Genomic DNA, 22,311 nt, shown 5'->3' with positions numbered 1-22,311 from the left:
GATCCGCGATCGGCTATCGATCCGGGATGACCGCCGCCCCTAGCGAACACGATCCGGAAGCCGCGCGCCAGGCACGCGAGGCCGGCCTGCGCCATGTCAGCGACGCGATGCCAGGCTACTCGCGCCACCGCCGGGGCCGGGGCTTCGGCTACCGCGACCCGGAGGGGCGGATCGTCCGCGACCCGGCCCTGATCGCGCGCTTCAAGGCGTTGGCGATCCCGCCGGCGTACACCGACGTGTGGATCAGCCGATTCGCCAACGGGCACCTGCAGGCGACCGGTCGCGATGCCCGCGGGCGCAAGCAGTACCGCTACCACCCGGACTGGCAGCAGGCCAGCGGCGAAGGCAAGTTCGAGCGCATCGTCGCCTTCGGCCGTGCCCTGCCGCGCTTGCGCAGGCGCCTGCGCCAGGACCTGGCCGAGCGCGGCTGGCCCAAGCGCAAGGTGCTTGCCCTGGCGGTGGCGGTGATGGCCGAGACCCTGCTGCGCGTCGGCAACGAGGCCTACCGGCGGGAAAACGGCTCGTTCGGGCTGACCACCCTGCGCAACCGCCATGTCGATTTCCTCAAAGGAGGCCGCGTGCAGTTCCGCTTCAAGGGCAAGTCCGGCCTGCGCCACGAGGCCGCGCTCGACGACGCGCGCCTGGCGCGGCAGCTGCGCCGCATCCAGCAGCTGCCCGGACAGTGGCTGTTCCAGTACCGCGACGACGAAGGCGAGGTGGTGCCGGTGGATTCGGGCGACCTCAACGACTACCTGCACGAGGCGATGGGCGAGGCCTTCACCGCCAAGGATTTCCGCACCTGGGGCGCGACGCTCGCCGCATTCCAGCGCCTGGCGACCACCCCGGTGCCCGAGGGCCGCAATGGCAAGGCGCCCTCGGAGCGCGCACTCAAGGCCGTCGAAACCGCGGTGCTGGCGGACGTCGCCGGCCTGCTCGGCAACACGCCGGCGGTGTGCCGACGCGCCTATGTCGATCCCACGGTCTGGGCGGGGTGGCGGGATGGGCGCGTGCACCGGGCGGCCGCGCGTGGCGGCGCCAACGGCGCTCGCGGGGCGCGCCAGTGGGAACGCGCCGCGCTGGCCTTCCTCAAGCGCGCGCGACGCGACTGAACGGGCTTCACCTGCCCTGGCCGCACCGCGGGGGACACTGGCGACCGACCCCAAAAGCACCGAGGTATTCCCCATGGCGACCTGCGACGTCTGCGGCAACGAATACGACAAGGCCTTCACCGTCACCACGGCCTGGGGCAGCGGCACCTTCGACTCGTTCGAGTGCGCCATCCAGCGCACCGCGCCAACCTGCGCGCATTGCGGTTGCCGGGTCATCGGCCACGGCGTGGAAGCCGACGGCACGGTCTATTGCTGCGCCCACTGCGCCCGCCACAACGGCGTCAAGGGGCTGGACGACCGCGTCTGAAGCCGCGTGCCGGGCGGCGCGGGTGGTGACGTCAGCCGCAGCGCAGGTTGCTGATGTTGCCGTCCTCGTCGACGTCGACGTTCAGACGGCTCTCGACGAACTCCAGGGTCACCATCATCCCCGGCTTGATGACGCGCACGCGTTCGGCGCCGCTGGCGATGCGTGCCTGTTCGATGTTCGCCTCGTTGGCGGGCTTGCCGATGGCATCGGCCTTGGCTTTCTCGGGATCGCAGGTCTTGAGCATGGGGGGCATGGGGTCCGACATGGGCGGCGCCTGGCGCGACGTGGTGGTCGGCGGCGCGGCGGGGGAACAGGCCGCCACCGACAGCAGCGCCACGCCGAGCGTGGACAGGGTCAGGCAGCGGATGCGGGGATGGCGATCGAACGCGGTCATCGTGCGGCTCCGTCTCAACCGCAGCGGATGCCGGTGATGGCGCCGCGATCGTTGACGTCGATGTTCACGCGGTCCGGGCGGTAGTCCATCGTCGCCGCCATGCCGGGCGTCAGCACGCGGGCGTCGCGGCTGCCGGTGTCCTGCAGGATGCGGTTGACGACGTCCTGGTCGGGGGCGTTGCCGATCGCCCAGTGCGCGCCCTGCGCGTTGCAGGTGCCGGCCATCTGTCCGGCGGGCGGTGCGGAGGCGGTGGTCGCGCAGGCGGCCAGCGCGAGCAGGGCGGAAGCGGACGCGGCGAGGGACAGCAGGCGGATCGGGGTGGACATGGGAACGCTCCTGAACAGGCTCAGGCCGCAGCCTACACCCCGCCCGTTCGCGTGGCATGAAGGCCCGGCAACGCGATGGCGTTGTCGTCGGCGCTGCCGGCAAGCGCCAGCAACAGGCGCGCGAGCGTCACCACGTCCTGGTGGTTGTGGGCGCAGACGCGCCGCAGCTCGGTCGACGCGCCACCGCGCAGGTAGCCCAGCCAGGCGGCGGGCGCCTGGGCGCCGGGCAGGTCGTCCTCGCGCACGATCCCGAGCAGCCGGCGCTCGATCGTCGAGAGCCGGCAGTCCTCCCAACGCCCCTTGTGGAAGCGCCGCGTGGGAAACAGCAGGTCCAGGTGTTCGAGTGCGCCGAGCGGTTCGGGCAGCCGGGCCAGGCGATAGCGCGCCTTGAGCAGCGGTGCGTCGTAACAGCGGCCGTTGTAGCTGCACAGCAGCGTGTCGGGTGCCAGCCACGTTGCGAAGGCGCGCAGCATCGCCGGCTCGGCGGCCATCGTGGTCATCAGCAGTTGCCGCACCCGCAGGCCGCCCGCGTGCCAGTCGGCGGCGCCTATCTGGAAGGCGCGGGTGCCGGTGCCGCCGGCCAGGCCGGTGGTCTCGGTGTCGAAGAACAGGAAGCGCCCGGGGGCGACGGCGTCCCCGCGCCGTGCGAAGGCGAGCGGTATGGGCGCGGCCGGCGGCGCGAACGCCTGCCAGCTCGTGACCAGCCGCAGGCCATCGGCGATGGCCTCGCCGGGCAGTTCGCGTGCCGCCGCGGGCAGCGGTGCCGGCGCCTGGGTGCGCAGGCGCGGCGCGAGCAGCCGGCGAAGGGCCTGCGCCGGCGTGTCCGCGGCGACCGCATCCGGCGGCCGTGGCGGCAGTGCGTCCGCCGCCGCCGGACGCGTAGCGCCGGACTGCCGCTGCAGGGTGCGCAGGCACTCCAGCGCAAGGCTCATGCCAGGTGGTCCGCTGGCGGCGATGACAATCGAGGCGTCATGCCGGTGTTCCTCGACCGACGTCCACCGGCGACACGGCCGTCGCCGGCGCGAGCAGTTCGAGTACCCGCAGCGCCAGCGCCTTCGGTGTCGCGGGTCGGGTGTCGGCACCGTCCGCGCCGGTGCCCGGCGCGACCTCGTCGACGGCGAGGATGGGGCCGACGCAGGCCGGGCATCCGGCGCTGCATTCGCAGGCCGCCACCAGCTCGCTGGCGCGCTGCACCAGTTCACGCTGGCGCGTCCAGAGCGGCTCGCTCAAGCCCACGCCGCCGGGGAAGTTGTCGTACAGGTACACGGTCGGGACGAAGCGGGCCTCGTCCTCGATGTCGCGCGGCTGGCCGTCCAGGCCGCGGACCTGGCCGCGACCGCTGCCATCGGCCGTCGCCGACCACGCGCCGTCGCCATTGCCCACCGCGCGCTGCAGGTCGCGGGCGTCCGCCATGACCGCCACGCTTGCGACCAGGTGCAGCGCATGCGCGGCGCCCAGGAATCCGTCCAGGGCCTCCTGCCGGGACGCGAACCAGGCCAGCAGGAGCGGCTGCGGCACCTGCCACCAGGCGGCCGTGGTGTGCAGCTCCTGGTCGGGCAGGTTGACCGGGCCGTAGCCGATGTTCTCGTGGGTGTAGTAGCGGATCTTCTTGTAGCCCGACACCCGGCGCACCACGTGCACCTCGCCGTGCTGCGCCTCGCCGCGGCCCGCGGCTTCGCGGTCGAAGCGTTCGAGCACCTTGAGCCGGGTGTAGTCGATCGCGTCGGTGTAGTAATCGACATGGGTCCGGGTGACGTAGGCCTTGCGGCCCTCCCAGTCGAGGCGCTCGACCTGGTAGGGCGTGCTCTGGACCATGTGGATCGCGCCCTCGTAGAGGGTCAGCGCGGCGGCGGAGTAGTCGACCTCGGCGATGATGCGCTGGCGACCGTCGGTGCGGTCGACGACCACGAAGTTGCCATCGGCGACCGAGCGCAGCGAGACCGCGTTGGCCGGATAGCTGTCGGCGATCCATTCCCAGCGGTCGCCCTCGCGGTGCACCACGCCGGATTCGGCCAGCGCCTCCAGGTACAGCCCGGGGTCGACCGGGCCATGCGCTTCGCCGGCCTCGAAGGGCAGCTCGAACGCCGCGCAGCGGATGTGGTCGAACAGGATCAGCGGCTGGTCGGGCGCGATGCGCGCATGCTCGGGCGTGGCATCGCCGAAGAATTCGGGATGGCGGACGACGTACTGGTCCAGCGGCTGCGAGCTGGCGACCATGACGCCGAGCGAAGGCTTTTGCCGGCGCCCGGCGCGGCCGAAGCGTTGCCAGGTGGCGGCGACGCTGCCCGGATAGCCGTTGAGCACGACCACGTCCAGGCTGCCGATGTCCACGCCCAGTTCGAGCGCCGAAGTACTGACGATGCCGTCGACACGGCCATCGCGCATGTCGCGCTCGGCCGCGCGGCGTTCGGTGGGCAGGTAACCGCCGCGGTAGGCGCGGATGCGCGCCGGCTTGCGCGGGTCGGCGTCGAAGACGTCCTTGAGGTACTTGGTCAGCACCTCGACCATCGTCCGCGATTGCGCGAAGACCAGGGTCTTGAGGCCGGCCTTGATCGCGATCCGGGCGATCCGGTTGCTCTGCGAACGCGCCGAAGCGCGCAGGCCGAGGTCCGGGTTGACCACCGGCGGGTTCCACAACAGGACATGCCGGTCCCCGCTGGGGGCACCGGAGCGGGCGATCGCGGTCACCGGTGCCTCGACCAGGGCCTGTGCGTGCTCGCGCGGGTTGCCGATCGTCGCCGAGCACAGGATGAACTGCGGCGACGCGCCATAGAACGCGCAGATCCGCTTCAGGCGGCGCAGCACGTTGGTCACGTGGCTGCCGAACACCCCGCGGTAGCTGTGCACCTCGTCGATCACCACGTAGCGCAGGTTCTCGAAGAACTGCGCCCACTTGGTGTGGTGGGGCAGGATCGCCTGGTGGAGCATGTCCGGGTTGCTGACCACGATGTCGCCGTGCAGGCGGATCGCCTGGCGGGCGTCGCCGGGCGTGTCGCCATCGAAGGTGAAGGCCTTCAGGCCCAGCTCGCCGGCGCGGCTGAGATCGAGCAGCTCGGCCACCTGGTCCTGGGCCAGCGCCTTGGTCGGGAACAGGAACAGCGCCTTCGACGAGGCCCCCGTCGCGCGGGCCTCGATCGCCGCCGCCGCGACCGGCAGCGTGTAGCACAGCGACTTGCCCGAGGCGGTCGGCGTCACCACGGCGACATGCTCGCCACGGCGGGCGGCGTCCCAGGCCTCGGCCTGGTGGCGGTAGAGGCGGTCGATGCCGCGCCCGCGCAGCGCCGCCGCCAGGCCCGGCGGCAGGTCCGCCGGCAGCGGCGCGTAGTCGCCCTCGCGGCCGGGGATCGTGAACTGGCCGGTGATGCGTTCGTGGTACCGGCGCGCGAGGCGACGGGTCAGCGCGCCGCCGTCGCCGGTCCGCTTCTCCGGCGGCATGCCGGCCGGGGTGTCCAGCAGGCCCCCTTCCTCGCCCGCGCGATGTCGCACCATGGCCTGTCCCATCGTGTCTGCCTCCCGTCGGTGTCCCGACCCGTGATGGGGGCAGTGGGCCAGAGCGGCGTCTCAGCCGGTGAGACGCGGCAAGGCCGCTTTCACGGCGGCGATCCGGCCGCGTTCCTGACAGGCGAGCGGGACCGGCGCCCGGTTCCGCGTCCCCGAGCCCCCAGGAGGTGATCGATGCAGTCCCCGGCAACCCTCGCGCGACGCGCCACTTTGGCCGCCCTCGTCCTGGCCCTCGCCACGCCACTGCTAGCCTGGTCCGGCCTGGCACGGGCCGATTGTCCCGGCGGCGATCCCTGCGAGACCGTGCAGGTCTATCGGCTGCAGTCGCGCTTGCCGATCGACGAGGATGCGCAGGGCCGGCCCCTGTTGTCGCTGCAGGAAGCCAACGCGACCGATGCGGTGTCCTTCCGTTCGATCGTGGCCACCGTGCCCGGGAATTCCGATGCCTACGCCATCCGCTATGTCGTCACCCGCATCGCCGACGCACCGAACGACTACTGTGAATGCAACCTCGAGCACGCGGGCGTGGGCTGTCCCTCCAACCTGCCCCTGCAGGAACTGCAGCAGTGCGCCCGGCAATGCCGCTACAACGACGGCGCATGCCAGGCCACCGGCTGGAACCGCAAGCACGACGGTGGCATGTGGTACGCCTTCCCGGCCGCGACGGCCTGCGGCGGGCCGCGCACCACCTGGCGCAAACGCACCTTCGGTCGCTCCGCGCCGGACTGGTGCGACTGGCGCGAAGACGCCCGCGTCGTGAAGTCCGCCGCATGCGTCGCGACCCGGATGGTGCAGCATGGCGAATCGCTCGAAACGATCTTCGGCGATCCCGACCTCTGCCTGGCGCCCTGAGCGGGGTTCAGTCGGTGCGCGCGGCGGGATCGGCGACCGGTGCCGGCACCTGCGCCGGCACCTCGGCGGGGATCGCGATCCCCGCCGCGCGCACCGGCAGCATGCGCGCCTCGCGCCACCGGCCCCAGCGGTAGTAGGCCAGCGACATCAGCATCGCGCACACCGAGCTGGCGGGGAAACTCCACCAGATCGCGTCCACGCCCAGCTGCGGTTGCAGCAGGTTGGCGAACGGGACGCGGATGCCCCACAACGCGATGCCCAGGATCAGCAGCGGCGGGATCACCGCGCCGGTCGCGCGGACCACGCCCGACACCACGAAGGTGACGCCGAAGAACAGGAACGAGCCGACCGCGATGTGGTTGAGGTGCCGCGCCACCGGCAACGCAGGACTGCCCTCGGGCATGAACAGGGACAGCGTGGCGTGGTCGAACAGGACCAGCGGGGCGATCAGCGCACCGGTCAGCAGGAAGTTGAACAGCACGCCGGTGCGGGTCGTCGCCTCGACCCGCGTCCAGTGGCCGGCCCCGACGTTCTGCGCGGCCATCGTCGAGCAGGCCGCGCCGATCGCCATCGCCGGCATCTGTACGTAGGTCCACAGTTGCAATGCCGCGCCGTAGGCCGCGGTGGTCTCCACCCCGTAGGTGTTGACCATGCTGATCATCGCGATCATCGCCGCCGAGATCAGGATCATCTGCAGGCTCATCGGCACGCCCTTGGTCACCAGGGTGCGCACGATCGTCCAGTCGGGCCGGTACAGCGCGCGTTCGTGGCGGCCGATCCAGAGCGGGTGGCGGCGGTGCCGCAGCCACGCGAGCAGCGCCACGAGCGACAGGCCGTTGGCGACGAAGGTCGCCGTCGCCGCCCCGGCGATCCCCATGCGCGGGAAGGGACCGATGCCGAACAGCAGCAGCGGATTGAGCACGATGTCCAGCAGTACCACCAGCAGCAGGAACACGAAGGGCGTGCGGGTGTCGCCGGCGCCCCGCAGGATCGCCGTCAGGAACGCGAACAGGTAGATGAAGGGCACCGCCATGAAGATGATCTTCAGGTAGGCATCGGCGAACGGCAGCGCGTCGGCGGGCGTGTCCATCCAGCCCAGCAAGTGGTGCGAGAACGGCAGTCCCAGCGCGGCCACCGCGATCGAGACGCTGAAGAAGAACGTGGCCGCGGTGCCGATGACGCGCTTGGCCATGGCGGTGTCGCGGCGCCCCATCGCCTGCCCGACCAGGATGGTCGCCGCCATGCCCAGGCCGAACACCGCGCCGATCAGGAAGAACAGGATGTTGTTCGCGTTGGCGGTCGCCGTCAGCGCCTGTTCGCCGAGGAAGCGACCGACCCAGACGGCGTTGACCGAGCCGTTGAGCGACTGCAGCACGTTGCCGCCGAGGATCGGCAGGGCGAAGACGAACAGGGTGGAGGCGATCGGGCCGTCGGTCAGGTCGCGCGGTTTCATCGACGCAGGGTACGCCCCCGGCGTGGGCGGGATGCGAACGCGGCCGGCCCCTGGCGCCGCGCGGCGTTTGCCTGCGGTTCACCGGAATTGCACGCGGCCGTGACCGGCGCGCAGGCAGACTATCCCCATGTCATCGGTCATCCGCCCCACGCAGACTCCCTCGCCCGTCCCGGTCGCCGGCGCGTGGCGGGCGCTGCTGGCGTGGCTCGGGGAAGGCGCCTGGATGCTCGCGGCGCTGGTCCTTGCGGTCGCGCTGGTGGCCTTCTTCGTGCTGGTGGTGGAGCTGCCGACCATCGAGGGCAGTTTCGGCGATGCCTTGACCACGCCCGTCAACCTCGCACGCATCGCGGTGCTGGCCAGCGCCGCGTGGCTGTGGTCCTACATCCACCGCGCGATACGCCAGGTGCCGGCCCGGGCGGGTCGACCGCGCGTGCCCCCCGTGGATTGACCCCCGGATTGAGCCGACCGGCCCCGTGGGGCCGGTTCGCGCCATGCCGCACTCCGACGACCCGCGACGCCTTCGCCGCGGGTCGTGTCGCAGGCGGTGTATCAGTTCCGGATCTGCACGTCGTCGATGTAGACGTTCACGTCATAGGACGTCTGCGCGCGTTCGATCCAGATGGCGTCCAGTTTCACCGTGCCGGCGGTGATCGCACCGTTGCCGCCGACCCAGGCGTTCCATTGCGCCGCGTCGGTCAGCGACCAGGACACGTAGGTCCAGGTGTTGGCCGACAGGGTGCGCGTGGTCGAGCGCTCGGTGCCGTCGCTGTCGTCGATGCCGACCCCGACCTTCATCCCGCTGCCGCCGGCGTAGACCCAGAAGCCGATCTTGCCGTTGGCGCGGGTGAGGGCGGTGTTGCTGGAAGGGTTGCCGGCCCCCGACAGCAGGCGCACCGACCAGTTGGCGCTGCTCGAGGCGTTGTCCTTGAGCAGCACGCGCAGCGAACAGCTGCCGTTCTTGCGCGTGCTGCAGGTCCGGGTCGCGCTCGAGGCGGTGGAGATGCCACGGGTGCTGCCCGAGTACGTGGGGCTGGTGGTGAAGTGGCCCACGCTGCTTTCGAACCGGTCCAGGTATTTCGTGGTGCCGCCGCTGCCCGGGTTGAGCAGGGTGTAGTAGCGGCGCCAGTCCCAGTTGATGCCCGGATCGGTGTGGGTCTGGCTGCTGTAGTGCTGGTGGCCCTTGACGTCGATCGAGGTCGAGAGCACGACCACCCCGCTGTGCGAAGGCCCGTTGTAGGCGTTCGCGCAGCTGATCGCCGAGTACTTGCTGCAGAAGCTGCGCACCAGCGCCGCGGAGCTGTTGTACATCGCGGTGGTGTACCAGGAGCTGTTGTTGACGTAGCCCTCGTGCTCGATGCCCAGGGTGGTGCCGTTGTGGACGCCGACGTGGTGGGCGCCGTTGGCGTTGCGCACCATCTGGGTGACCTGGCCGTCCGAGCTGCGGATCACGTAGTGCGCGCTGACGCTGTAGGGATTGCTCTTGAACCAGTTGATGGTGCCCGCGTAGCTGCCCTGGGCGGTGTGGATGGTCACCGAGCTGTAGCTGCTGCGCGAGCGGTAATACGGCGAGGGCACCCACAGCGCGGGACCGTAGTCGGTGCTCTGGATGCCGACGTCGGTCGCGGCCGGCGCGAGCATGCCGGTACCGGCCTTGGCGTCGCCGCCCCCGGCACGCTGCAGGGTCTCGCTCAGCGGGTCGACGCGGTAGGGCCCCAGGTCGATGCGGTCGCGGGCGGCATCGAGCCGCAGCATCGGGGCCCGCAGCATGACCAGCTGGTCCGGCTCGAAGGCCTGCTCCCAGGCGATTGCGCGTTCGGGGACCACGATCCCGCGATCGTTGACGCCGCGATCCTGCGCGAGCAGGACGTCGTAGGCGAAGCTGGTGCGCGCGTAGTCGCCGGCGGCGCTGGCGCGCACGGCCTCGGCGGGCGAGGGCGAGAAGCCGGCATAACGCATCAGCGCCGGACGGATGCGTTCGGGGCCGGGGTCGGCCCTGCCCACGGACGTGCCGCCGGCGCGGACCAGGTCGGGCGCGCCCAGGTCGCGGCGGATCTCGCGATCGAGCAGGGCGGCCGCGCCGAGGATGTTCAGGCGCGCATCGCGCATGACCTGGTCGCGTTCCACGCCCAGCAGGTGGGCCGCTTCGCCCACCTGGTCGGCGAAGCCCTCGCCGGCGTAGAGCCCCATGACGCCGTGTGCGAAGGGCATGTGCAGGTGGCGCTCGTCCTGCGAATCCGCCTTGCCCGGTTGCAGCTGCATCCAGCGGCTCTGCACGTAGGCGATGGCCTCCAGGGTGCCGGCGGGGATCGTCGGATAGCGTGCGTAGGCCTGGCGGAAATACCCCTGGAACGCGATCCGCTGCGGTCGCAGCGAGGCCTCTTCGGCGGCAAGGCGCCGTTGCATGGCGGACTCGGCGGCCGGTGCGGCGTCGATCGCCGGCGGCGCCGCGACCGCGGCCGGCGCGCAGAACGCCGCGCCCAGCGAAGTGGCGAGCACGGAGGCGGCGGCGAAAGTGATGCGTCTGTTCATCGTGACTGAACTCCCTGTCTGGAATCTCCCCTGCCCGGTTTTTCTACCCCGCCCGCGGGACGATCCTGGCGACAGCCGGGGCGGCGGACCGGTAATCTGTGACCGCCGTCGTTCCCTGGACCGCGGGGCGGTCCATGGCGCGCCCCCGCATGACGCGCTGCGTCGAGACTCTGCGACACGCAGGCGTATGGTGGGCGCTGGCCCGCGCCGACCGCGTGCTGCCGCGAGCCGTCCCGCCCCCTGCCGAGCGAGTCCATGACCGGAAAGCCCTTCGCGCCCTCCTGCGAGCGCAACCGCGACGCAATCCTGCCGGTCCTTCTCCGGCATTTCGCCGGGGCGCGCCACGTGCTGGAGGTCGGCAGCGGCACGGGCCAGCACGCGGTGCATTTCGCCGCCGCGATGCCGTGGCTGCAATGGCAGTGCACCGATCGTGCCGATGCGCTCCCCGGGATCGCCCAATGGCTCGACGAGGCCGGCCTGCCCAACACACCGCCGGCGCGCGAACTGGCCGCCGCCGTGGCGCCGGTGCCGGGCCTGTACCCGCCGCTGCCCGCGCCGAAGGACGGTCCGGCCGGCCATGACGCGGTGTTCAGCGCCAACACCCTGCACATCATGGGCTGGCCCGAGGTGCAAGCCTGCTTCGCCGGCCTGGGCGCCCTGATGACGGCCGACGCGACCGTCGTGGTCTACGGCCCCTTCAACCGCGAGGGTCGATTCACCAGTCCCAGCAACGAGGCCTTCGACGCCTGGCTGAAGGCACGCGACCCGCGCTCGGGCATCCGCGATGTCGAGGCGGTCGATGCACTGGCGCGCTCGGTGGGACTGGTCCTGCTCGAAGACGTCGGGATGCCCGCCCACAACCGCTGCCTGGCCTGGCGACGCCAGCGGTGACGGCGCCGTAACGGGGGCGGGGGGTACCATCGGAGCGGCATGATCGCGCCGGCGCCGGCCTCGGCGCCTGCGGTCGCGGTTCCGAAACGGGGAGAGTGCAGTGGTTTTTCGTGTATCCGTCGCCTTGCTGACGCTGCTGGTGCTGGCCGGCGTCCTGGCGCCGGAGGCCTTCGGCGCCCTGAGTGCGCGGGTGCAGCTCGCGACCCTGTCCGGCGCCGGCTGGCTGTACCTGGTGATCGTGTTCGGGGTGCTTGCCTTTCTCGCCTACCTCGCCTTCGGCCGGCTGGGCCGCTTGAGGATCGGGGGCCATGAGGCCGAACCCGAGTTTTCCCGCGGCTCCTGGTTCGCGATGCTGTTTTCCGCCGGCATGGGCATCGGCCTGGTGTTCTGGGGCGCGGCCGAGCCGCTGTCGCATTTCCAGCGGCCGCCGGAAGGCATCACGCCGGAAACCAACGCCGCCGCGCGCGCGGCGATGCGCTACGTGTTCTTCCACTGGGGGCTGCATCCCTGGGCGATCTACGCCCTGATGGGCCTGGCGATGGCCTGGTTCCAGTTCAACCGCAAGGCGCGCGGGCTGGTCAGCGACCTCGTCGAGCCCTTGTTCGGCCGCCACGTGCACGGGCCCGCCGGCCAGGCCATCGACGTCCTGGCCGTGGTCGCCACCGCGGTCGGCGTCGCCACCACGCTGGGCTTCGGCGCGACCCAGATCACCGCCGGGCTGGGCCACGTCACCCGCATCCCGGCCACCCTGGGCACCCAGCTGGTCGTGATCGCCGTGGCCTTCGTGCTCTACATGGCCTCCAGCGCGACCGGCCTGCAGCGCGGCATCAAATGGTTGTCCAACCTCAACCTGGCGATCGCCACCCTGCTGCTGGCCTTCGTCATCGTACTGGGGCCGACGGCCTTCATCTTCGAGACGCTGACCACCACGCTCGGCAGCTACCTGAACCTGCTGCCGTCGATGAGCCTGCGGATGACGCCGTTCTCGCAACGCGCCTGGGTCGGCGACTGGACCATCTTCTACTGGGCGTGGTGGATCGCCTGGGCGCCCTTCGTCGGTGCCTTCTTCGCCAAGATCTCCTACGGCCGCACCGTGCGCGAGTTCCTGCTCGGGGTGGTCTGCGCGCCGGCGATGGTGAGCTTCCTGTGGTTCTCCGGCTTCGGCGGCACGGTCCTGCACGCGGAGATGTTCGACCATGCCGACCTGCTCTCGGCGCTGGCGCGCGGCTACCAGAACGTCCTGTTCGCGATGACCGACCTGTTGCCGATGGCGACCGTGCTGGCCTGGACCGCCATCGTCCTGCTGATGAGCTTCTTCGTGACCTCGGCCGACTCGGCGACCCTGGTGCTGGCCAGCATGTCCAGCGAGAGCGCCCAGGAGCCGCCGCTGTCGCGCCGCATCACCTGGGGCGTGCTGCAGGCCGCGGTGGCGACGGCGCTGCTCGCCGCCGGGGGACTGGAGGCGCTGCAGGCGGTGGTCATCGTGGCGGCCCTGCCTTTCGCGGTCCTGATGGTGCTGGTGGTGGTATCCCTGCACCGCGTGCTCTCGGCCGACATGCGTGCGTGGGACCTGGAGGCGCGCGAGCTCTACCGCGCGGAGAAGCGCTGGCTGGAACGCGAGCGCGGCACGGCCAGCGACACGGACGGCAACCCGGCCTGAATCCCCGTCGCCCGCTCCGCGGTGTGAACGCCGCGTGCAGGCAGCGTTCCGGGCTGACGTTATATTCCGGCCATATTCGCAAGGGATCCAGCGCGGGCACCCGATGGAGGGGCGCCCGATGGCATGGCGTGGACGGCGAGCAGTACACCTTCAACGAACTGGGCAGCAACGGCGCCGACCTGGGCACCTACACCACCACCTACAGCTGCACGAATGCGCTTTCGGGCGGACAGACGCCCTCCGGAAGCGGCACCAGTTTCAGCCTGACCGCGGCGGCGGGGGACGACCTGACCTGCACCTTCAGCAACGTCCGCAACCCGCAGGCGAACCTGAGCATCACCAATGCCAACAATCCCGGCGGCGTCGACCTGCCCAGCGACACCCTGGCCCAGGGCGCGCAGACGGTCTACACGATCACCGTCGCCAACGCCGGCCCCGACGCGGCGAACGGCGCCGTCGTGCAGAATCCGCCCCCGACCGGCCTGACCTGCACCACGGCCAGTTGCGGCAATGCCACCGGCGGCGCGGCCTGCCCGGCGGCGACCGACGCGGCCCTGGTGGCGGCGCTCGCATCCGGCGTGGCGATCCCCACGCTGCCGGCGAACAGCTCGCTCGCGTTCGAGCTGACCTGCACGGTCGACTGATCCCGCGGCCCGCCTTGGGCCCTATGGCAGGGGCGACGGGCGGCAGCGGCCGGTAGCATGACCGGCCCGTCGAGCCGCCTGGAGCCCGTTGATGCGTCGTGCCGCCGTACCGCTGTCGCTTGCCCTCGTTTCCGCCCTGGCCTTGGCCCTGCCGGGGATCGCATTCGCCCAGGCGCCCGCCGGTGGCGTCGACTGGGGCACGCCCGCATCGCCCGGACAGGCCTGGCCCGGCACGATCGCGCTGACGGTCGACGCCACCGACACCGCGCGCCGCGTCTTCCACGTGCGCCAGTCGATCCCGGTCTCGCCCGGGCCGTTGACGCTGCTGTTCCCCAAGTGGATCCCCGGCAAGCATCGCGCCGACGGCCCCATCCACAAGCTTGCCGGCCTGCGCATCCGCGGCAACGGCCGGCCGCTGCACTGGACCCGCGACCCGGGCGAGGTCTTCGCCTTCATGCTCGAGGTGCCCGAAGGCGTGGCGTCGCTGGACGTCGAGTTCGACATGCTCACGCCCACCTCGGAGGCCCAGGGTCGGGTGGTCATGACCTCGGACATGCTCAACCTGCAATGGAACACGGTCGCGCTGTACCCGGCCAACCACGCGGCCGACCGCATCCGCTTCGCGCCGACGCTGGTCCTGCCGCCCGGCTGGCAGGCCGGCACCGCGCTGGACCTGCAGGCGCGCAGCGGCGACACCCTGCGCTACGGCGAGGTCGATTTCGAGACCCTGCAGGATTCGCCCGTCTACGCCGGCCGTCACTTCCGCCGGGTCGACCTGGACCCGGGCGCGGCGCGGCCGGTCCACCTGGACATCGTGGCCGACGCGCCGCGCTACCTGGACGCCAGCGACGCGCAGTTGAAGGCGCATCGCGCGCTGGTCCAGCAGGCCTACCGGCTGTTCGGCTCGCGGCACTTCGACCACTACGACTTCCTGTTCTCGCTCTCCGACCGCATGGGCGGCAACGGCCTGGAGCACCACCGCTCCAGCGAGAACGGCGTGGCACCGGGCTATTTCACCGACTGGGACGCCCAGGTCGCTTCGCGCGACCTGCTCCCGCACGAATTCGTGCATTCCTGGAACGGCAAGTTCCGCCGCCCCGAAGGCCTGGCCACGCCGAACTTCCAGGTGCCGATGCGCGACGAGCTGCTCTGGGTCTACGAAGGGCAGACCCAGTACTGGGGCATGGTGCTCGCGGCGCGCTCGGGGCTGTGGAGCCGAGACGACGCCATGGCCCAGCTGGCCCTGGTCGCCGCCACCTACGCCGTCGACCGACCCGGCCTGGACTGGCGCAGCGTGCTCGACACCACCCACGATCCGATCATCGCCATGCGCCGCCCCCAGCCCTGGCGCAGCTACCAGCTCAGCGAGGACTACTACAACGCCGGGGCGCTGGTGTGGCTGTCGGTCGACGCCAAGCTGCGCGAGCTGAGCAAGGGCCGGCGCTCGCTGGACGACTTCGCGGCGGCCTTCTTCGGCGTCGACGACGGCCGCTGGGAGGTCAAGCCTTATGACTTCGACGACGTCGTCGCGACCCTGCAGGGCGTGGCGGGCTTCGACTGGGCCACCTTCCTGCGCAGCCGGATCGAGGCCCACCGCCCGCCGCTGGATGGACTGGAGGCCGCCGGCTGGCGCCTGGCCTACCGCGATACCCCGAGCGCCTTCCACAAAGCGCTGCTGGCCCAGCGCAAGCAGGCCGATTACACGGCCTCGATCGGGCTGGCGGTGCGGCTGGAGGACGCGGTCGTCTCCGGCGTGCGCTGGGACGGCCCTGCGTTCGACGCCGGCATCACCGAAGGCGCCACCCTGCTCGCGGTGAACGGTTACGCCTTCGAGCCCGCGCTGCTCGACGACGCGATCAAGGCCGCGCAGGCCGGCGGCCCGCGGGTCGAACTGGTCGTCAAGCACGGCGAAGTGGTCAAGACGGTATCCATCGACTACCGCGATGGCCTCAAGTATCCGTACCTGGAGCGCATCGCCGGCCGTCCCGACCGCCTGGCCGAGATCCTGAAGCCGCTCTGATTCCCGCTTCGGCTTCGTAGGGTGCAATAAGCGAAGCGCATTGCACCACCCGGTGCCGATGCCGGCATGGCCATGCACGCCCCGTAGGGTGGGTAGAGCCAAAGGCGAAACCCACCATCGGGAAATCGCACGCACGACGAGCGATGGGTTTTGCTTCGCGCTACCCATCCTACGATTCCGTCTCCCACCTCGCCCCGTAGGGTGGGTAGAGCCATAGGCGAAACCCGCCATCGCGGGATTGCACGCGAGACGAGCGATGGGTTTTGCTTCGCGCTACCCATCCTACGATTCCGTCTCCCACCCCACCCCGTAGGGTGGGTAGAGCCATAGGCGAAACCCACCATCACGGGATCGCACGCACGACGAAAGATGGGTTTTGCTTCGCGCTACCCATCCTACGTTTCCGCCTCTCACCCCACCCCGTAGGGTGGGTAGAGCCAAAGGCGAAACCCACCATCACGGGATCGCACGCACGACGAAAGATGGGTTTTGCTTCGCGCTACCCATCCTACGTTTCCGCCTCTCACCCCACCCCGTAGGGTGGGTAGAGCCATAGGCGAAACCCACCGCCGCGTACCCACACGCACGACGAACCCAAGAAAAAAGCCCCGCATCGCGCGGGGCTTTTTTCATTGCGGAGCGGCGCGGGAGCGAGCGGCTCAGGCGACCTGGACCACCCGCAAGGGGTTCGCCCACTCGGCCAGCAGCTCGGCCTCGCGGGCCTTGGCCTTGTGCAGGTGCGCTTCCTTGACATGGCCGTAGCCGCGGATGTGCTCGGGGATCGAGGCGATCTCCGCGGCCAGGCCGACATTGCCCGCGTCCAGCGTCGGCAACAGCGACTCGACCGTGGCAACGTACTCCTCGATCAAACGGCGTTCCATCCGGCGCTCTTCGGTGTAGCCGAACACGTCGAAGGTGCCGCCACGCAGCTTGCGCAGCTTCGCCAGCCACTTGAACGCGGTCATCACCCACGGGCCGTACTCGGCCTTCACCAGCTCGCCCTTGTCGTTCTTCTTCGCCAGCAAGGGCGGGGCGAGGTGGAACTTGAGCTTGAAGTCGCCGTCGAACTGCTGCTCCAGCCGGCGCAGGAACTCGCCGCTGGTGTACAGGCGCGCGACTTCGTACTCGTCCTTGTAGGCCATCAGCTTGAACGCGTAGCGGGCCACCGCCTCGGTGAGGTCGGTGCTGCCGGGCGCCTTGCCCTGCTCGGCATCGCGCACGCGGGTGACGAAGCTGCTGTAGCGCGCGGCATAGGCGGCGTCCTGGTACTCGGTCAGGAAGCTGATGCGGCGGGCGATCAGCTCGTCCAGCGAGCGCGACAGGCGCTCGTCGTCGAGCGGCAGGAAGGCCACGCTGTCGGCGTCCGAACGCGCGCCGCCGAGGGCGTTGGGCAGGTGCCGCAGGTCGTCCTCGTCGCGGGTCTCGCGCGGCGCGGAGGTCGCGCCCCACTCGGTGTTCTCCCAAGCGCCGGGCTCGAGCATCGGCAGCACGCTGGCCTGCGCGTCGGCCTGGGCGACGTTCGGGGTGATGCCGGCCGCGGCCAGCACCGCCGGCAGGTCGATCACGGCCAGGCGGCCCCAGGCGAAGGCGGTCTTGTTCATCTCGATCGCCGCGCCGTTGAGCTCGACGGCGCGCATGATCGCCTCGAACGACACCGGCACCAGGCCCTGCTGCCAGGCATAGCCCAGCAGGAACAGGTTGCTGCCGATCGCGTTGCCCAGCAGGGCGGTGGCGACCTGGGTGGCGTCGACCACGTGCGGCGTGCCGCTGCCCATGGCGGTGGAGATGGCCTGGATGATGTCGTTGGCGGGGAACTGCATGTCCGGACGGGTCGTGAACGTGCCCGGCATCGCCTCGTAGCTGTTGAGCACGACCTGGCTGCGGCCCTCGCGGATCTTCGACAGCGCCCAGTAGTCGTTGACCACGACCATGTCGCAGCCCAGCACCAGGTCGGCCTCGCCGGCGGCGATGCGCACGGCGTGGATGTCCGACGGCGACTTCGCGATGCGGATGTGCGTGGTCACCGCGCCGCCCTTCTGCGCCAGGCCGGTCTGGTCGAGCACGGTCGCGCCCTTGCCCTCCAGGTGACCGGCCATGCCGAGCAGCGCGCCGATCGTCACCACGCCGGTGCCGCCGACGCCGGTGATCAGGATGTTCCAGGGCTGGTCCAGCGCCGGCAGGGTCGGCATCGGCAGGTCGTTCAAGCGGTCCTTCGCGCTCGCGGCCGCCTTCTTCTTCTTCAGTCCGCCGCCCTCGACGGTGACGAAGCTCGGACAGAAGCCATTGATGCAGCTGAAGTCCTTGTTGCAGTTGCTCTGGTCGATCTCGCGCTTGCGGCCGAACTCGGTTTCCTTCGGCAGCACCGACACGCAGAACGACTTCTTGCCGCAGTCGCCGCAGCCTTCGCAGACCAGCGAGTTCACGACCACGCGCTTGGCCGGGTCGACCATCTTGCCGCGCTTGCGGCGGCGGCGCTTCTCGGTCGCGCAGACCTGGTCGTAGATCAGCACGCTGACGCCCTTGACATCGCGCAGGCGCTTCTGCACCGCGTCGAGCTCCTTGCGGTCGAAGAACTCCACGTCGGACGGGAACAGCTCGCGCTTGCGCCACTTGGACACGTCGTCGGACACCACCACGATCGCGTGCACGCCCTCGCTGCGGACCTGGTGCGCGATCTGCGGCACGCTGAGGGTGCCGTCGACCGGCTGGCCGCCGGTCATCGCGACCGCGTCGTTGTAGAGGATCTTGTAGGTGATGTTCACGCCGGCGGCGATCGACTGGCGGATCGCCAGCGAGCCGGAGTGGAAGTAGGTGCCGTCGCCGAGGTTCTGGAACACGTGCGGCGTTTCGGTGAACGCGGCCTGGCCTGCCCAGGTGACGCCTTCGCCGCCCATGTGGGTGAAGGTGTCGGTGCTGCGGTCCATCCAGGTGACCATGTAGTGGCAGCCGATGCCGCCCAGCGCGCGCGAGCCGTCCGGCACCACGGTGGAGGTGTTGTGCGGGCAGCCCGAGCAGTAGTGCGGCACGCGCGGGAACTGCGCGCGCGGCAGCGCCAGCGCCGATTCCTTCTCCTCCATCCACCGCAGCACGTCGCGCATCTGCTCGGAGTCATGGAACTTCTGGATGCGCTTGGCGATCACGCCGGCGATGCGCGCCGGGGTCAGCTCGGAGGTCGAGGGCAGGATCCACTCGCCGCCTTCGTTGTACTTGCCGACGATCGAGGGACGCTCGCCGTCGAAGTTGTAGAACAGCTCCTTCATCTGGCTCTCGATGAAGGAATGCTTCTCCTCGACCACGACGATGTCCTGAAGCCCCCGCGCGAACGCGCGGATGCCCACCGGCTCCAGCGGCCAGGTCATGCCGACCTTGTAGACGCGGATGCCGAGGTCGGCGCAGGCGCGCTCGTCCAGGCCCAGGTATTCCAGCGCCTGCAGCACGTCCAGGTAGCTCTTGCCGGTGGTGACGATGCCCAGTCGCGCGTTCGGCGAGTCGATCACCATTCGGTCGATGCGGTTGGCGCGAGCGAAGGCCTGCGCGGCCTTGACCGCGTACTGGTGCAGGCGCATCTCCTGGTCCAGCGGCGGGTCGGGCCAGCGGATGTTGAGCCCGCCCGGCGGCAGTTCGAAGTCGTCCGGGGTGACGATCTGCAGCGCCAGCGGGTTCACGTCGACCGAGGCCGAAGACTCCACCGTCTCGGCGATCGTCTTGAAGCCGACCCAGCGGCCGGTGTAGCGGCTCATCGCCCAGCCGATCAGGCCCATGTCGAGGATGTCCTGCACGCCGGCCGGGTTCAGCACCGGCATCATCGCGCTGACGAACTCGTGCTCGGAACCGTGCGGCAGGGTCGAGCTGCGGCAGGCATGGTCGTCGGCGGCCAACGCCAGCACGCCGCCGTGCGGCGAGGTGCCGGCGGCATTGGCGTGCTTGAACACGTCGCCGCAGCGGTCCACGCCCGGGCCCTTGCCGTACCACATGCCGTAGACGCCCTGGACCTTCGCGCCTTCGAACAGGTTGGTCTGCTGCGTGCCCCAGACCATCGTCGCGCCCAGGTCCTCGTTCAGGCCCGGAGTGAACTTCACGCCCGAGGCTTCCAGGTGCTTGCGCGCGCGCCACAGCTCCAGGTCGAAACCGCCCAGCGGGCTGCCGCGATAGCCGGAGATGAAGCCGGCGGTGTCCAGCCCGGCCGCCTGGTCGCGCAGCCGCTGCATCAGCGGCAGGCGGACCAGCGCCTGCACGCCCGACAGGTAGATCCGGCCCGACTCGCGCGTGTACTTGTGCTCGAGCGTGTAATCCGGGTCGTTGACCCCATGGGTCAGCGAGGTGCCGGCCGAGGCGGGGGAGGAAAGTTCGGCGGTACTGGTCATGCGTGGCTCCGGGCGGGGGGTCGCCTGTGGCTGGGATCGCCCGGCGTCCGGCGCCGCGGCCTGCCGACGGAGTCGACGGGCACGGCGAAGGGCAAGGCAGAGTCCGCCAAGTATAACAATCCGACCTTGGTCGCCCGTGCTGCGCTGCGGCTTGACGGGGTGGGGCTTAGTCACCGGGGGTGGGGAGCGACCCCGGCGCTATAGTAGATTCGGTCGGATAGCGCCCCGGGGCTGGGGTGCTATGCGATCAGGGATTCGTCTTTTCAGATATTTGGGAGCTAGCACTCAGGGGGGGATTTCAATGCTCACGTTCAAGACGCAGTTCCCGATCCACCCAAACACCAACATGTCCGATTTCATGGACTGCTGCAGAACTTGGATCGTCGGCAGTCAGCACACTTCGTTGCGAACGGCTATTCCCGAGGGAACTCGGGACGGACGATTTGGTGGCGAAGAAGAGTCTGTCTCGTTTGGCCACTACCAAGCGGGTACAGACGCCTGCGGTGGTGTTCGCTACGAGAAAACAGACCAAGACAATATTCGCTGGGTAACCGACGTTATCGGCTACAAGTCCTTCGATAACTTTCTCGTGAGTATTCAACTCAACGTGGACTCAGAGTTTCCGGTTGAGCGTCTCGAGCAGGGTAAGCGACCGTACATTGTCAAATTGCTGATGGAAAGATTTTCCGGCGGATACGACGGAACTCTCTCAGTTTCGGACAGGCCAATCTTCCTCTCGGAGCACGAAGCCGACTTGGCTGAGAAGATTATCTGCGCAGGCACCGATAGCGTAATGCCGGTTGTCTACGTTAGTCGGGACAGCGATGAAAGAACCATTGCTGATCCCAACACGCTCGCCAAGTGGGTGTCCGGAATGGCTCACGTAGTTGTCGAACCAAGTCGAAAGTTTTCTTCGTTGATCATGCGACGTGTGTTCGGTGAGAACGCTTATAACGGTGCCATTGCAATCTACTGGCCAGACGGCATTGGGAAGTGGCTCTATCTTCCATCCAAATGGAGCGACTCTATTGCTTTGCAGACTGCAGTAGCGAAGAAGATCAGGCTGTCGCTGCTCTACCAGCGCATACGTCGCCAATGCACTTGGTCATATCTCCAGGAAATGACAGCCAGGCAGAAGCTCGATGCGCTGAGGGATTCTGGATCAGGCGATATCAACGAGTACATTGAGCACTTCGACCGGGAAATCGCCGCGAAGGAAGAAGAGATTCTACGCTTAGAGTCAGAACTCGTTCGTGCTCGCTACAACAAGAACGACGTAAATTTTGCCAAGCGCGATGTCGATAGGTCAATTCAGATTGAAACCACGGAAAACGACTTGTATCAAGGGGAACAACTGGGGCTGATCACCGAAGCGCTCAAGAAGGCAGCAGAGTCGTCAGACGCCCACTCTCGTCGCCAACAGGTCCTCGCTAGCCTAGTAGAGAACAATGAAAACCCGGGTGATAGGGAAGAAATTCTGGAGCGGCTGAAGGAGGTCTTTAGGCAATACACGTCACTGACCGCAGGCGTCCGCGCTGACCTTGAAGAGATAGGTTTCGTCATCCATGAAGATGGGAAGCACTACAAGCTGCTCTACCGAGACGACGCGCGCTATCCGTTTATCCTGCCGAAAACCGGAAGTGATTGGCGTGGCGGCCTCAATGCGTTCTCGGACTTGAAGAAGCGGCTGTTCTAAGGCCCTAAGGCCTCAGAAAACAGGGGTAAGAGTAGACTTCCTCATTCCACGTCCCGTCATGTTCTGAGGCATTGGGAGCTCAAACCGTGGAGCACATGTTCACGTTCCTTCTTGGAACGATTGTCTTGGCTACTGTCGTTATCCTGATGCTCTGGGTGACGTGGTTGTTGGTGGAGAGGCTTCGCAAGCGCAAACCCATTGCCCGGAGCTTCTTGAGGTGGCTGCTCGACCTGTTCGACATTGTGTCCGGGATCGGATAGCGCTCACGGACGGGTGTCGAACTTCCTCTTCGTCCAGGCCGTGGACCGCATCATCCAGTGCGTGAGACTCTTGTCCGAGGTCGCTGACCTCGCGACGTCCCCCCGGTTTTGAGTAGCGCGGCGATCTGGAGTCCAATTCCCCAGAGTAAGGAGATTGGACGTGAAGAAGCGCTTTTCCGAAGAGCAGATCATCGGCTTCCTGCGTGAGGCCGAGGCCGGGCTGCCGGTCAAGGAGCTGTGCCGCAAGCACGGCTTCAGCGAGGCGTCGTACTACCTGTGGCGGAGCAAGTTCGGGGGCATGAGCG

Annotated in this window: 16 protein-coding genes and 1 pseudogene; 10 read left to right on the top strand and 7 right to left on the bottom strand. The window is 69.0% G+C overall.

Features of this window, described 5'->3' with window-relative positions; translation table 11 throughout:
• Positions 1 to 26: 26 nt before the first annotated feature.
• On the top strand, positions 27 to 1,109 hold the full coding sequence (locus tag H4F98_RS13450; RefSeq protein WP_182688349.1) for a DNA topoisomerase IB: 1,083 nt from the start codon (positions 27 to 29) through the stop codon (positions 1,107 to 1,109).
• A gap of 73 nt (positions 1,110 to 1,182) precedes the next feature.
• The gene (locus H4F98_RS13445) at positions 1,183 to 1,416 is read left to right on the top strand and encodes a hypothetical protein (RefSeq protein WP_182688348.1); all 234 of its coding nucleotides are present in this window, start codon (positions 1,183 to 1,185) and stop codon (positions 1,414 to 1,416) included.
• 31 nt (positions 1,417 to 1,447) lie between these two features.
• On the opposite strand, the gene H4F98_RS13440 is transcribed toward H4F98_RS13445, so the two are convergent.
• From H4F98_RS13440 to H4F98_RS13425, 4 genes and pseudogenes are all read right to left on the bottom strand, one after another.
• Positions 1,448 to 1,810: an I78 family peptidase inhibitor gene (locus tag H4F98_RS13440; RefSeq protein WP_182688347.1), complete on the bottom strand. Its 363-nt coding sequence runs from the start codon at positions 1,808 to 1,810 to the stop codon at positions 1,448 to 1,450.
• Positions 1,811 to 1,824: 14 nt separating this feature from the next.
• Positions 1,825 to 2,136, bottom strand: a complete 312-nt coding sequence (locus H4F98_RS13435; RefSeq protein ID WP_220479223.1) for an I78 family peptidase inhibitor — start codon at positions 2,134 to 2,136, stop codon at positions 1,825 to 1,827.
• A gap of 32 nt (positions 2,137 to 2,168) precedes the next feature.
• A pseudogene (locus tag H4F98_RS13430) lies at positions 2,169 to 3,020 on the bottom strand (ribonuclease H-like domain-containing protein); the annotation flags it as partial.
• A gap of 85 nt (positions 3,021 to 3,105) precedes the next feature.
• Complete coding sequence (locus H4F98_RS13425; RefSeq protein WP_246373213.1) at positions 3,106 to 5,571, bottom strand: DEAD/DEAH box helicase; 2,466 nt, start codon at positions 5,569 to 5,571, stop codon at positions 3,106 to 3,108.
• 240 nt (positions 5,572 to 5,811) lie between these two features.
• On the opposite strand from H4F98_RS13425, the gene H4F98_RS13420 reads away from it, so the two are divergent.
• Entirely contained in the window at positions 5,812 to 6,489 is a 678-nt protein-coding gene (locus H4F98_RS13420; protein ID WP_182688344.1) for a hypothetical protein, read from the top strand.
• Positions 6,490 to 6,496: 7 nt separating this feature from the next.
• Here the strand turns inward: H4F98_RS13420 and H4F98_RS13415 are convergent, their stop codons facing one another.
• Positions 6,497 to 7,942 carry an MATE family efflux transporter gene (locus H4F98_RS13415; protein WP_182688343.1) on the bottom strand — a complete coding sequence of 482 codons (1,446 nt, stop codon included), beginning with the start codon at positions 7,940 to 7,942 and terminating at the stop codon, positions 6,497 to 6,499.
• A gap of 127 nt (positions 7,943 to 8,069) precedes the next feature.
• Here H4F98_RS13415 and H4F98_RS13410 point away from each other — a divergent pair, with 127 nt between their 5' ends.
• Positions 8,070 to 8,390 carry a hypothetical protein gene (locus H4F98_RS13410; protein WP_182688342.1) on the top strand — a complete coding sequence of 107 codons (321 nt, stop codon included), beginning with the start codon at positions 8,070 to 8,072 and terminating at the stop codon, positions 8,388 to 8,390.
• 101 nt (positions 8,391 to 8,491) lie between these two features.
• Here the strand turns inward: H4F98_RS13410 and H4F98_RS16725 are convergent, their stop codons facing one another.
• A complete protein-coding gene (locus H4F98_RS16725) occupies positions 8,492 to 10,471 on the bottom strand; it encodes an N-acetylmuramoyl-L-alanine amidase (protein ID WP_220479222.1) in 1,980 nt (659 codons plus the stop codon).
• A 255-nt stretch (positions 10,472 to 10,726) separates the two neighbouring features.
• Here H4F98_RS16725 and H4F98_RS13400 point away from each other — a divergent pair, with 255 nt between their 5' ends.
• The 4 genes from H4F98_RS13400 to H4F98_RS13385 all read left to right on the top strand — a co-directional run bounded on the left by H4F98_RS13400 (position 10,727) and on the right by H4F98_RS13385 (position 15,686).
• Positions 10,727 to 11,362, top strand: coding sequence for a DUF938 domain-containing protein (locus H4F98_RS13400; RefSeq protein WP_182688341.1), 636 nt, complete (start codon positions 10,727 to 10,729; stop codon positions 11,360 to 11,362).
• A gap of 100 nt (positions 11,363 to 11,462) precedes the next feature.
• Entirely contained in the window at positions 11,463 to 13,022 is a 1,560-nt protein-coding gene (locus H4F98_RS13395; RefSeq protein WP_182688340.1) for a BCCT family transporter, read from the top strand.
• 128 nt (positions 13,023 to 13,150) lie between these two features.
• Entirely contained in the window at positions 13,151 to 13,666 is a 516-nt protein-coding gene (locus H4F98_RS13390) for a DUF11 domain-containing protein (protein ID WP_182688339.1), read from the top strand.
• Positions 13,667 to 13,757: 91 nt separating this feature from the next.
• Positions 13,758 to 15,686, top strand: a complete 1,929-nt coding sequence (locus H4F98_RS13385; RefSeq protein ID WP_182688338.1) for a M61 family metallopeptidase — start codon at positions 13,758 to 13,760, stop codon at positions 15,684 to 15,686.
• 659 nt (positions 15,687 to 16,345) lie between these two features.
• Here the strand turns inward: H4F98_RS13385 and H4F98_RS13380 are convergent.
• Positions 16,346 to 20,050 (bottom strand): indolepyruvate ferredoxin oxidoreductase family protein, encoded by a 3,705-nt coding sequence (locus tag H4F98_RS13380; RefSeq protein WP_182688337.1) that lies wholly within the window; start codon positions 20,048 to 20,050, stop codon positions 16,346 to 16,348.
• Positions 20,051 to 20,351: 301 nt separating this feature from the next.
• On the opposite strand from H4F98_RS13380, the gene H4F98_RS13375 reads away from it, so the two are divergent.
• Positions 20,352 to 21,746, top strand: a complete 1,395-nt coding sequence (locus H4F98_RS13375; RefSeq protein WP_182688336.1) for a hypothetical protein — start codon at positions 20,352 to 20,354, stop codon at positions 21,744 to 21,746.
• Positions 21,747 to 22,166: 420 nt separating this feature from the next.
• Positions 22,167 to 22,311: transposase (locus H4F98_RS13370; RefSeq protein WP_182688335.1), on the top strand; the 145-nt coding region annotated here is incomplete at its 3' end.

It is taken from the genome of Marilutibacter spongiae, from assembly GCF_014145325.1.
Taxonomy (GTDB): Bacteria; Pseudomonadota; Gammaproteobacteria; order Xanthomonadales; family Xanthomonadaceae; genus Marilutibacter; species Marilutibacter spongiae.
Note: the sequence above shows the minus strand (reverse complement) of the source record. Positions and strands in the feature narration are given on the sequence as shown.